The sequence below is a fragment of the Caryophanon latum genome, from assembly GCF_001700325.1.
GTDB classification, from domain to species: Bacteria; Bacillota; Bacilli; order Bacillales_A; family Planococcaceae; genus Caryophanon; species Caryophanon latum.
Genome location: NZ_MATO01000034.1, coordinates 57,574 through 70,827 on the forward strand (window position 1 = coordinate 57,574; position 13,254 = coordinate 70,827).

Here is a 13,254-nt window from a genome sequence, read left to right on the forward strand (position 1 = left end):
AAAATATACTTAATTTTACCATATTATAAAGAAAAATACGTTTACTTTTGTTAATTTATCGTTAAGTTAACGAGCATATTTTTACATTTTCGTTTCAAATGCATTACAATGATAGAATTTTTATGTTATTACACAATCATTTCTTTACACAATTTACAAACGTGTTGATTAGCCATTAAACTGGCATTTCGCGTATGGTGGCTCGCTTTGTCTCTGCGATTACTCGTCGCACATACATTCCTGAGGCTCGGCGGCGAACACGCTTACTGCCATTAACACGCAGCATTTATTTCCAATTGGTTGCTAAAAACAGCCGATTTCCCTGTATATAAATGGCTAACCAACAAATTTCGGGTTCATCACCGTAAACTGGGGTTGACGTATAAAAGTTGCTTGAAACGAGAGGCGGACTCCAAAGCGCGAGCCTCAAGACCCCGCAGTCGTGAGGCACGAACGACGAGGAGGCTTGAGCCGCGCCCGCGGAAAGCCTGCCTCGACGTGAAAAGCAACCCCAAGTTATGGTGAAGAGCCAAATTTCGTCCAACGTAAAAAGCCTTTAACGAAATATTTTCGCTAAAGGCTTTTTCGCATTAAACGTGCAGCACATTTTTGTAACGGTCTGTTGCGTTATGAATGGCGTCTAAGCGCAGTTCATCAAGCTGTGCTGTTAAAATTTTTTCAAGCATGCTCGTCTTATGAACGGGCGTATGCTCCTGGTAAATCGGATCGCCAAACGATACCCAAACTTCTGCTTTTTGTTTGTCGCGGTATGTATAATACATTGTCGTCGGAATGATCGGCACGTCGCGGCATAGCATCAATAAGCGCAGTAGTGACGGCTGCAATGTAATCGGTCGCTCATCTTGCTGCTGAATGCGCCCTTGTGGAAAAAGCGCTACCGATTGCCCTTCCGTTAATAAAAGGTCCGCGTATTGAAACGCTTTAATCGCCTCGTCATCACTTGCTAGCTGCACAGGAAAGGCGCCGTTATTTGAAAATATTTTATACTGTTTAAATAACGCTTCGTTAATCATCGTATAGATCGACGGCGTTTGCTTTTTTTGCTCTAGCTCAAACAAAATAAGCGGATCCCACCAGCTGCTATGCGTCGCGATAAAAATTGCTTCATTTGGCATATAGCCGGACTTCACATACAACGCTTGAAACGTTTTTTGTACGTGCTGCTTTTGCAAAAAACGAAAGCGAAACTGCGTCCATCTATTTTTTCTTCCTCGAACCATATGCTGTCTCCCCTCTAAAAACTGCATGTTGCTTTTAAGCATAGCACGATTTGACTGAAAAAACTTGCCCGAAAATTTTCGGACAAGCATGCAATATTTAATGACATTGTGCGGGTGGCTCTTCCCCAGTCGACGTGATTGGAATCGACACAAGCCGTACCATTTCATGCTGTAGTTCATCAATAGAATAGTTTTTTTGAAATCCTCGCTTTGCCTCAAATACAAGCAGCATAAGCTCCTCACCCGTTAAAAAATGCGAAAACTGCGAAATGTATTGCTCCACAAACGAGTAAATTTGTCCCGATAGCCCGCTGCTGCCACTGCTGCTACAGCGCACGAGCATGTTGTCACCGTCGCGCATAAAGCAAATGAGCGGCACGTCGCTATTCATAATCGTATAAATTTTTTCGTGCTCCGCTTCCTCATGCTCCAATTGCTCCTCCATGTACGGCAACAGCCCGGTAAACGCATAATAAAAATACGCGACGTCTAAAATCGCTTCTAGCAAATAATCCTCATATGGTAAATCTTCTTCTAATCGAAATTGGAAGCTTAACCCGACATAATTCGCGAGCTTTTTCGTGAGTTGCTCTAATGCAATTAAATCAATTTCAGTGGAAAACTTTTCTGTTACGAGAACAGGCTCGTAACGCGACGGTACAAAGTCGTGTGTGCCTTTCACAATTAAATAATTTTGAAATACGACGTGGACTTCTGTTTTATACGTGCCCATCGTCTCACCAGGACCAATTACTGTTTCAAATACTTCCAGCTCATCAATTTTTACAATTGGAAATTGCATACTCCTCACGCCCTTTCATCAATTTCTCGATTCATATATGAAGCTTGCGTCACATGCTATATACATTGAACGGAAAATCGTAACCGTCCTTTCGTTTTCGGCTCGTCGCTATTTTGCAACTATCGCCACCGACACGTCCAAACGGTACTTTTTTCGTGTACTATACAAATGTTCAATCTATATATTTCGCCAAATATATACTTCATCCTAATATATCATAGCGAGATGTGCAAACAATCACCTTGACGCTCTATACCCGTTTATTCGAATATACATGTCTCATCTAGCACGCCGCGTCGATAAAACTCGCGCGTAATCGCATGCCCCGCCTCTTGTAGCAGCTGCTCAAGACGTGCGTGATGTGCTTGTTCTGTTTCATCTTCTAAGCTATACCATAAGTCAGCAGGCTCAACCGAATACAGCTGCCCGACGCTCATCGTCTCCGCTTTGCACGTCACGACGTTATGCAGGCGACATAAGCGCATAAAGTTGCGTAAATTCATGCGCGTAATGACGACGGCTCCGTTCATTTTCGCCGCAATCATCGTTAAAAACTGGCGCATTTCCTCGTCCTGCTGCACAGTGTAGACGTTTTCGATATATTTCTCGCCGTCTTTTTTCGTGCGCTCGATTTCCTTTACATGAAACGATAAACTTTTTTTCACCGTTTTGATCGTCTGTAATTCGACACCATCGTTTGCAATATGCCCTTCGACGAACGTCACTTCCGCATAAAAATCTTGCTCGCGCTTCGTATACACCGAAAAAATACCGATAAATGAACGCGCGCGCTGTCCATCGATGAGCTGTTCGCCGTTACTCGCAACGAAAATTTGACGCAGCGAATCGGCATCGGCTAGCGCGCGGTGTGCCATGCTCGCTTGTAGGTCGTGCGCCTCCATCAACTTCGCTAAACTCGGCTGCTCCTTTAAATTGTGCGCAATCATGTATTTTTGCTGATAATCAACGAGCGGATAAATGCACGCTGGGTCGATGTTGTTATCCTCGCATTCTTCCTCTAGCATTTTGCGATCTAAATTACCGTACGTCACTAAATGATAATCGCGTCCACACCATGCAAAAAATCGCTGCAGACCATGCAAAATTAACGGTGCGTCGTGCACGTCCTCTGATGTAATGCCTGTTAGCGCCTCAATGCCATAGCTTAACTTTTTGAAATAATACGGTTTTACGAGCTGCGTAAACTTTTCCGTGCGACCATCTGGATAAAGTTTAACCGCTCCAATTTCAATAATGTGATGTCGACCACGTAAGCTCGTCGCCTCTAAGTCTACGAAAATATATGTATGTCTCATACTGCGCACCTGCTTCTTCCTCTGTAATACTTTTTATTATAACGAAAGTCGCTCGCAATGAACATCTTTGATTTTACAGTGATATATAATAGCAAGCGTATTGATTAGTTAATGAACTGGCAGAATCGCATTACAGCTCGCGTTCCTGCCACGATCATGCTGCATTCATTTCAACGTTGCTACTTAAAACAACTAATTCAGCTGTATAAAAGTCGCTAATCAACAGACCGAATATAATAGCAACAAAAAAAGGCTGCACTCACGCGGAGCACAGCCTTTCATCTACATAGACGGTGAGTTATTTTACTGTTTTGTTAGTCGGCTATCCACATCGAGACAAGCTTTTCACATGACAAATTTCAATCACCTTCTACATACTTAATCCCAATATTTCGTTAAACTGTAGCTAATTAAATGATGATAGCGTTCAAAATACGGATTTTTGTTGTACAGCTTTAAAAATTCATTAATATACGTTCGATCAAAGCAATAACCGTAGCGTTCTACATGAAATGAATCTAACGTACAAAGACGCTCAAACGTTTTATCAAAAAGGGGTGATGGCAATTGCTCTGTTTGCTGCAAGCATGCGACAATCATCGACGGCAAAAAGAACATGTATGCTCGCGGCGATAATTCCTCATACATTGTCGTGTCATACACTTCTGGCGGACATTCTAAATTCGTACGGTACGATAATAGCGTCGTTAATGAATCGTACATCGCGCTATGTTCTTGCACAATCGTCGACAGCGGCATCGTTAACTCGCGCTCTTCCATTTGAAACTTCTCTAACAATTGATCGCGGTAACTTAGCCAGCGCAGTCCATTAAACAATCCGGTTAACTCCTGTTGTCTCATCGGATCTTCCGATAATATGGCATGTAAAATTTGTTCACGCTGTCTTTTAGAATACGTCATAATTTTCGGGAATTGCACTGGAAACGGATAAGCTTCTTCTTTTTGATTCAACGTATTCATTTCTGCGTCATATGTTGACGTGTAATCCACCATCATTATCACCTCTAAACTCGTTACATTCATTCTCGCATAAATACTACGAAAAATTGAGGAACAAAACGACCCATTTACAAAAATGCGTCATACGATATAAAAATAACCAATACTATACTCCAAATGGCACGAATATATCGTTTAATAGTACATTTGATAAATCGTTCTGCCTAAAAGACTATACAACCGAAAAGTAAATGTTTTTTCATCCACCTAAATCCCTTCCAAAAAATGGTTCATCACTGTAAGCTGGGGTTGACGTATAAAAGTTGCTTGAGCCGCGTCCGCGGAAAACCTGCCTCGACGTGAAAAGCAACCCCAAGTTATGGTGAAGAGCCAAAAAAATAAAAACAGCATTCGAAACATACTAATTCCGAATGCTGTTTACTTCCTTATCGCTGTACATTTACAACATTGTTATGACGCAGTAGCTCTACACGCTCAGCATAAGCCCCTGTAATGATTACGTCTTTTACAGCGGCGTTCGCAAAGTCGACAACGAACGGCGCATCGAACTTCGCCTCAAGCGTAATCGTTTGTGTAGACAACGCCCCTGTCAATCGTACGTGCATGCCGTCTTTGTTGCCTTTGACGACGATGCCATGTTTAATCGTAAAGCCGTCGCTCACATGTACGTGCTGGTTCGGCTTCGTAATGATGAGCTTGCCTGTTTGCTTGCCGTTTAGTGTAAATGGTGTTAGCTTCGGCATATTTACGATGTTTTGTAAATCAAGCTGTACGATGACCGGATCGTGATCGCTCGCACGCTTGCCAGAAACGCTTGAATAATCAGCATTAATGTGTAATGCATCGACGCTTGCTGTACTGCGTAAATGCTCCGACACGAAAATGTGGTCAAGCACTTGCGAGTTACCTTGATACGTATACGTGTAACGATCCGCACGTGGCAGCTCGTTGATCATATTGACAAGCCCTGCTTTTTCTAGCACTTGAAGCGGCGCCGAAAACTCAAAGTCGTTAAAGTCACCGAGTGCGACGATATTTGCTTTCGGATTGTCCGCTTGCACCGATTGCACAAACGTAGCAAGCTGTTTCGCAATTTCAATGCGCTGCGCCTCGCTCACTAAGTTTGGCGGCTGCGTTCCACTAAACAGCGCCGTATCACCGCTTTTTGAATTGAAATGGTTGCCGATTACGAGCACGTCTTCTCCATTAAACGTAAACTGTGCCGCAATGGGCTTTCGACTTGCGGTAAACGCCGGGTCAGTCGGATTGACAAGCCCTGGATTGTGCGATAGCTCGCCGTCTTTATACGTAACCGCTGTCGTCGCGTCGCCTGCTGTTCCTTCCTTCAACGTCACGCGCTCAGAGTTGTATAAGAAACCTGGGCGAATGTTCGCTCCTGGTGCGCCGCCGTCTTGATTGTATACAGGGTCGATGTTGACGTATTCATATGTCGGTCCACCTGCTGCTTCGATCGCCGCAATGAGACGCGCGTAACTTTCGTTTGCCGCTGCCGAATTGCTCGCCGTCTCCCCGTCGTTATCTTGCATTTCCACGATGCCAATAATGTCTGGTGATTCCATATTGTTCACGAAGCTTTCAGCAATGAGCTTCACTTTCGCATCAGACGTTTCAGACGCATTTGCTGAGAAGTTTTCGATGTTGTAGTTCGCAATCGTCAGCTTGTTGTTGTCCTTTACAATCGTCGTCTTCTCCGGTGTGATGCCGCCTGATTTGTACACAGCACGTAAATCCGCTTCGTCCATATACACTTTGTAGTTCGAGAAGCCGTAGCCGACAATGCCAATTAGCGGTAGCTCGCCTTTAAACGTATCCCCTGTTGCAACGTCAAAATCGGTCGCCGCGTTGCCATTTGCTTTAAACGCCTTTATATGAATGCGGTCTGCGTTGTAATCGCTCGCTGTAATGAGCACGCCGCCGTTTGCCGTATCGGTTACACGCGTATCGAGCACGCCCGAAATATCGCCGTACGCTTGCGGTGCTGTCGCCTTCACGCCGCTAAACGATACGCGCATTCCTTCTAAGCTTTCCCAATAATCAATCGCATCTTCGTCGGGGTCAAATTTCGCAAAATTATCGTTATCAATGACGTCGCGTGGCAAGCTGTCTTCCGTTACCGCAACAGGTGCTGGCAACGTGACATCGCTTGCGACTATTTCAACTGTACCGTTGCTTGCGTTAATTTGCGTCGACAATAAATCGCCTTCATTGCCTTCGATTTTATATTCATCGACGATACCGGATACGCGTAAATGGTCACCTACTTTCACACCGCGCACATTGTTGCCTAAATAAACGAAAATCCCTTCCGCTGTGTTCACGTTGTCGTCCGCTTTGTCGTCAGGTGTTTGCATGACCGCATAATGGCTGCTCCCGATTTTAAACGTATACGTTACAACGCCTTCGATGTTCGTCACTTGCTGTCCTTTCATCGGTGACGTATGCGACTGCCCTTGAATGTGGTGAATTTGAAGCGCCCCGTCAAACACATCGTACGTAAAGTCGCTCACCGCTGACGCACTCAAGCCTTCCTTCACCGCAATCGCACGAATCATCATGTTGTCATTGACGACAATCGGCGCTGTAAATGGCGTGCTCGCGGTCGTCGGCTCTGATCCATCGATTGTGTAATAAATCGTTGCCCCTTCTGTCGTTGTCGAAAGCGTGACAGCCGTTCCTTTTGTGACTAAGCCGCTTGCAGACGCTGCAACTTGCTGCACGACCGACGCATCTTCAATGACGTCAGCACGACTGCGCGGCATCACTTGGTACGCGTCGTTATATTGTTGCACGACACCGATAATGCGGTCGTACGTTTTGTTCGCTGCAATGCCTGCTTGCGTTGAGTCACGTACAACAACCGCCTTGTCGCCAATCATTGCGTTAAAGTTCCCACTGCTTCCTTCACCGACGACGACGTTTTGAATTTCAACGAGCTGCCCTTCTACCGATTCGTCTAGTGCGTCAACAACTTTCGGTGCTGGCACAGTCGTCATGCCACCGTCGTTCACAAGCTTAATGCTGTCCATCTCTAGCAAGTTGCGATATTCGATAATGTTGCCGCTCACTTCGACTTGCTGCCCTACAGTCGGTGTAAACGGTAGTGTGCCGTACAATACGATGCCTGCTGTGTCGTCTTGAATGTGCACTGTTTGCCCGATGACCGCTGTCACAACCCCTTTAATTTGGGCCGTGCCGGACTTTTGTTCGCGCGCTTGTGCAATCGTAATCGTCTCGAGCACTGGTGGCGGCACGTTCGCAACGATATCCTCGCTACTGCGTGGCACGAGCTGATACGTACCGTTATAGACGATGACGATGCCTGTCATGCTGTCGTACGTCGTGCCTGCTGTGACGCCGACGCTCATTTCATCGCGCACGACGACATTGTCCACACCGTCAATCGCCTTGTTTGCGTCGGTCGCACCTTCTGCAATCGTCACGTTTTCAATCGTCACGAGCTGCCCGAGTACGTCCGCACCGATCGCAGTTAGCTCAACGATTTTCGGCTTCACCGTTACGCCCGCTTCTGATTGAATCAATTCCGCGCCTGAGAGCTGTGGCAAGCCGTTAAACGTTGCGCGCTTTCCTGCTACGACGACGTGCGAGCCAACTGCAACGTCTGCGAGCGCACTTTTTGGGTAAATTGTAATCGCTTTGTCCCCGTCGTAAATGTGCGCGCTATTTTTCGTAAAGCCGATGAGCGTCCCTTCCGTTTGCACCGACGCATCGGTTTCCGCCGCAAGCGCATCGGCAATCGATACGGAGCCTTCCGCTAAGTCGCGCCCGTGATGTGCCTCATGCTTGCCTAAATCGGTAAACGTATCGGTCGGGTAGCTCGTCCAGCCCGATAAATCAACCGCATCGTTCGGATCTGTGTCGCGCTCGAAATTGTCGGCGTTGCGCACGTACGTGACATCTTTTGCATAATCGACTTGTGCGGCAATTTTACCGAGCGAATCGATTATCGCATCACCTTTTTTTAATACAATCGTATCGTCGCCGTTAAAGTTCGTAATCGATGCCACTTCACCGAGCGGCTTTAATACATCGTTTGCACTTGCATGCACAAACACTTTTGTCTCACCGTGCGCTAACGTACCGCTTAACGACAACGTATTGCCAGGCGTCGTCCTTTCATTCGCATACAGCTCAATCGTATACGCGCTTAAATCAATCGTCGCACCTGTGCCGTTATAAATTTCAAGCGCTTTATTGTTGCTTGAACCTTCTACATATTCCGAAATAACTACGTCGTCCATATACATCGTCGCGCCTTGTGCAATCATTGCTGGTGTTACGGTCGTCAATACGAGTGCGCCTGCTGTTGCGACGCGCCATCTGTTGTTCGCCATGCTGATCAAGCTCCTTTATTGTATGCAAACCGCGACGAAGCACGGATTGCACAGCGTATTATCGAATTGTGTCGCCTGCTACTTCCACGTTGTTTAACGTCACTTCACCGTCAACTGCTGTAATATTCAAATCGCCGCTAATTGTTGCGTTATTGATCGTCATGCTGCCTGCTGTCGTCGTACGAATCGTCACATTGCCATCAACTGTTAGCCCATCAATTTGCGCAAGAGCCGCCGCTGTATCTTCAATAATGACGTCGCCGCTATAGTCACCAAGCTGTGCGAGCTGTTCTGCTGTCACGACTTTTACCGAAACTAATGTGCCACGTACTTCAGTCGGAATGCGGTCTTTCTCGCGTACTAAGTAATCGCGGAAGTTTTCCCAATCCGATAAGCCGAGGTCTTGCACGCGTCCGTCCGCATACACATTACCTAAATCGGTAAAGCCGTCTCCACCTTTTGCCGTAAATGCATTCGTCGCTACGATGTATGTTTCGTCGCCATTTGGTAGCAACTCATATTCACCGTCTACAAGCGTCTCAATCGATACGACGCGGCTTCCGGCTGGCTTCGATGCATCGTACGTCACGCGTCCACCTGCAACATGCAAGAAGCCTCCTGACTCTTTCGGCACTTCTTTTAATGCATGCTCAAACGTTTTATATAGCTCCGTGCCGGTTACTTGTGCAAACGCAAGCGTATTGCCAAACGGTAGCACGCTAATGACTTCACCGACCGTTACTTCGCCTGCATCAATCGGTTGACGAATACCACCACCGTTTTGGAATGCTAGCACGACATTTGGATTCAGCGATTGCGCCTTTAACAGCATGCCTTCTGTAATTAAGTTCCCTAAAATCGTTTCATTCGCGCGTACCGATTCAGGCGATGGGTCCGATAAGCGCGGGTTCGGTAACGCATTCGCAAGCGTCACTCCGATCGGCTCGTTCGCAATTTCGTTCACGCGTGTTTGATACGATTCAAGGAGCGCCTTCGCTTGTTCATCTTCTGCGCGCTCGGCAATTGGCAGCAACTGACCGTCATGCTTCGTAATAACACCTTTTGCATCAAATGACACATCGAGCGTGCCTAAAAAGTCGTTATGCTGATACGCCTGCACGATAATGGTCGGCTCATCGTCTGCATCATGTTCAGCCGCCACCGCAACGGGCACATCCAACTGCGTATGCGTATGCCCACCGACGATAATATCGATGCCCGCGACAAGCTTTGCGAGCTGCTGGTCATTATCGACGCTCGCATTGTCATCGTAGCCAATATGCGTCAGCGCAATAATTTTGTTCACACCTTGTGCTTGTAGCTTCTTCACGGTCGCTTTCGCCGCTTCGATGTAGTTTTCAAATGCAATCGATCCTGGGCTTGAAATGTTTGCTGTTTCCGCCGTCGTTAAGCCGAAAATGCCAACTTTCTCGCTGCCGATTGTTTGAATGACCGCATCGTAAATACGTCCATCTGTCGGCGATGCGCTTACTGTGCGTGACTGAAGCGGTGCGATATGCTCATCTTTTGATGCATCAACGTTTGCTGCAACAGTCGGAAATTTCGCCGCCTTTAAAAAGTCCGCAAGCCCTTTATGCCCCGTTGCCGAGGAGCCTAAGTCAAACTCATGGTTTCCGAGCACGAACGCATCAACGCCCATTAAATTCATAAACGCCACGTCTGCCTGCCCGTAAAATTCATTGAAATACAACGTGCCGCTAAAGACGTCCCCTGCATGTAATAGCAACGTATTTTTCTTCGCCGCGCGCACTTCTTTCACCGTCGTTACCGTTTTCGCTACCGCATCGAGTCGTGCGTGCGTATCATTTTGGTGCATGATCGTCACGTCAAGCGCTTTTGCAGTCGGCGTTGGTGGTGTCGTATTCCCTCCACCGCCACCTGTAACGGGTGGAACTGGCACTGGTGTTGGCTGCGTCTGTGGCTTCGTATAATAATTGTACAACGTCGGCGTCACCGTCTTTTGCGCCGCTACATATTCCGCAAACGTCTCCCAGTCCGATAACCCTAAATCGGTTACGCGACCTTCCTCATACGCTTTTGCAAACATCGTAAAGCCGTCTCCACCTTTTGCCGTAAACGCATTCGTCGCAATCGTATACGTCGAGCTCGGCTGCACTTCTACCCACGTGCCGTTATTGTTATACTCGATTTTTTGCACGCGACTTCCGACTGGCTTTTCTACATCAACCGTCATACGTCCACCCGCTACGTGCAAAAAGCCACCTGATTCTTTCGGGTATTCCTTCAAGCTATGCTCAAACGCTTCCTTCAACTCTGCCCCTGTTACTTGCATCGTCGCAAGCGTATTCCCAAACGGCAGCACGTTAATTACTTCTCCGACTGTAATCGGCCCTGCATCAATCGGTTGACGAATACCACCACCATTTTGCAGTGCCATCACAACGTTCGGCGCAAATTGCTTCGCCTTTTGAAGCATGCCAGCCGTAATTAAGTTGCCGAGCGCTGTTTCGCTATTTCGCACCGACGTTCCTGCTGTATTACCGCTATCGGACGTACGCGGATTAACAAACGCTGCTGTTGCCGTTGCACCAATTTGTTGCTGTTGAATTTCATCGATGCGCTCTTTAAATACAGCAAGCGCTTCTTTCGCCTCTTCATCTTCGTCGTACTCAGCAATCGCTAACAGCTCGCCCGCCACTGTATCGACAACGCCGTCTTCATCAAACGATACGTTAAGCTTCCCTAAATATTCGTTGTATTGGTACGCTTGCACAATTACAGTCGGCTCTTTTTCGTCGCCCGCTTCGTCCTCGTCAATGACTACCGGTTCATCAAGCTGCGTATGCGAATGTCCTCCGACGATTACATCGATGCCATCAACGCGCATCGCCAACTGTTGATCGTTATCTACTGCTGGATTGTCATCGTAGCCAATATGCGTCAGCGCAATAATTTTATTAATGCCTTGTGCTTGTAGTGCCTTCACCGTCGCCTCTGCTTTTTGCAAATAATTTTCAAACGCAACAGAGCCTGGGCTTGAAATATCCACTGTTTCAGCTGTCGTTAATCCGAAAATTCCGACTTTTTCACCGTCAATCGTTTTAATGATCGCATCGTATACACGACCGTCCTGTGGATTATCGGAAATCGTACGCGTTTGGAAATCCGCAAGCGCCTCGTCCTTTGAGAAATCGACGTTGCTGCTTACAATCGGAAATTGCGCACTGTCGATCAACTCCGCTAACGCTTGATGCCCATCAGACGACGAGCCTAAATCAAACTCATGATTCCCGAACGTAAACGCATCAACGCCCATCATATTTAAAAACGTCACATCCGCTTGCCCGCGATATTCGGTAAAATAAAGCGTGCCGCTAAATACGTCCCCTGCGTTTAATAACAGCGTATTATCATTTTGTGCACGCTCCTCGTTAACAGCCGTCACCGTACGCGCAATATTGTTTAAGTTCGCATGAAGATCATTTTGATGAAGCACCGTTAAGCTAAACGATTCCGGCTCTGGTTGTGGCTGCTCCATCGCCTCTTTTGCACGTGCAATAAACGTCGCAAGCTGTCCGCGCGTTACCATATTGTTCACGCCAAACGTCGCCGAACCATCTGGCTGTCCTTTCGTAATACCGTACGCAAACAATGCATCGACATACGCCTTATATTGATGCGTCGCCGGCACGTCCGTAAAGCTCGATTCCCCGCCTATCGATTGTAAACGCAGCCCTTCGACAATCATTTTTGCCATATGCCCACGCGTAATCGTCGCATTCGGGCGATACGTACCATCTTCAAAGCCTGAAATAATGCCCGCTTCTGTTAATGCTGCAATCGCACCGTAATATTCATTCGTTGTTGCTACGTCTGTATATTGTAGGTTTTGTACATTTTGCGTGTTCAGCTGTAGCACGCCCGCTAAAATTTTCGCCGCTTGTCCTCGCGTTACCGCTACACTCGGTCGGTATGTACCGTCTGGAAAACCCGATACGATGCCTGCCTGTGCAAGCGCATGAACTGGACCGAAATGCGTGCTATTTGCCTTTACATCTGGAAAGACGACAGCTGCCTCAGTCGTTACTTGCATCGGTGCTGTCGCTAAAATCGTAGCTGCAAATGTCGCCGTTAACAATTGATGATGTTTTTTCACTTGTCTACCCCCTACATATTTTGAATTGAGTGATGCAACCTCTTTTCACCATAGCAAATGAATATAAAGATGCTTTAAAGGCTCTGTAAAAGTTTTCACCCATTATTCTTATTATTACGAACTATGAAGTAATATACAATATTATTCTCTAATATTATATTGCGGCAAGCGTGTTCATTAGCCATTCAACTGACAGCTCGCGTTCCTCGGGCTCAGGGGCAAACACGATGTTTGTTCTGAAGGTGACGTGGCGTTCACTACTTTCCTCAAGCCTCTGCACCACTCCTACATCGCGGCAGGCACGAGCTTTTCCTCAACCGTGGCGACACGGGAAATGCCACTGATATACAGCTTTCATTTCAGCTTAGTTGCTCAAACACATCCATTTCACTACAAAAAAACC

6 protein-coding genes are annotated in these 13,254 nt (G+C 46.8%); all 6 read right to left on the reverse strand.

The annotated features are described in order from the left end of the window. Window positions 1–590 precede the first annotated feature (590 nt). Complete coding sequence (locus A6K76_RS08655) at window positions 591–1,241, reverse strand: lysophospholipid acyltransferase family protein (RefSeq protein ID WP_066464134.1); 651 nt, start codon at window positions 1,239–1,241, stop codon at window positions 591–593. A gap of 97 nt (window positions 1,242–1,338) precedes the next feature. Beyond that, a complete protein-coding gene (locus A6K76_RS08660) occupies window positions 1,339–2,043 on the reverse strand; it encodes a hypothetical protein (RefSeq protein WP_066464135.1) in 705 nt (234 codons plus the stop codon). Window positions 2,044–2,303: 260 nt separating this feature from the next. Beyond that, a complete protein-coding gene (locus A6K76_RS08665) occupies window positions 2,304–3,359 on the reverse strand; it encodes a 3'-5' exonuclease (RefSeq protein WP_066464136.1) in 1,056 nt (351 codons plus the stop codon). A 378-nt stretch (window positions 3,360–3,737) separates the two neighbouring features. Then, window positions 3,738–4,376, reverse strand: coding sequence for a hypothetical protein (locus A6K76_RS08670; protein WP_139108674.1), 639 nt, complete (start codon window positions 4,374–4,376; stop codon window positions 3,738–3,740). A gap of 389 nt (window positions 4,377–4,765) precedes the next feature. After that, window positions 4,766–8,713 carry a chitobiase/beta-hexosaminidase C-terminal domain-containing protein gene (locus tag A6K76_RS08675; protein ID WP_066464139.1) on the reverse strand — a complete coding sequence of 1,316 codons (3,948 nt, stop codon included), beginning with the start codon at window positions 8,711–8,713 and terminating at the stop codon, window positions 4,766–4,768. A 58-nt stretch (window positions 8,714–8,771) separates the two neighbouring features. After that, window positions 8,772–12,851 (reverse strand): 5'-nucleotidase C-terminal domain-containing protein, encoded by a 4,080-nt coding sequence (locus tag A6K76_RS16630; protein WP_139108675.1) that lies wholly within the window; start codon window positions 12,849–12,851, stop codon window positions 8,772–8,774. Window positions 12,852–13,254: the final 403 nt, after the last annotated feature.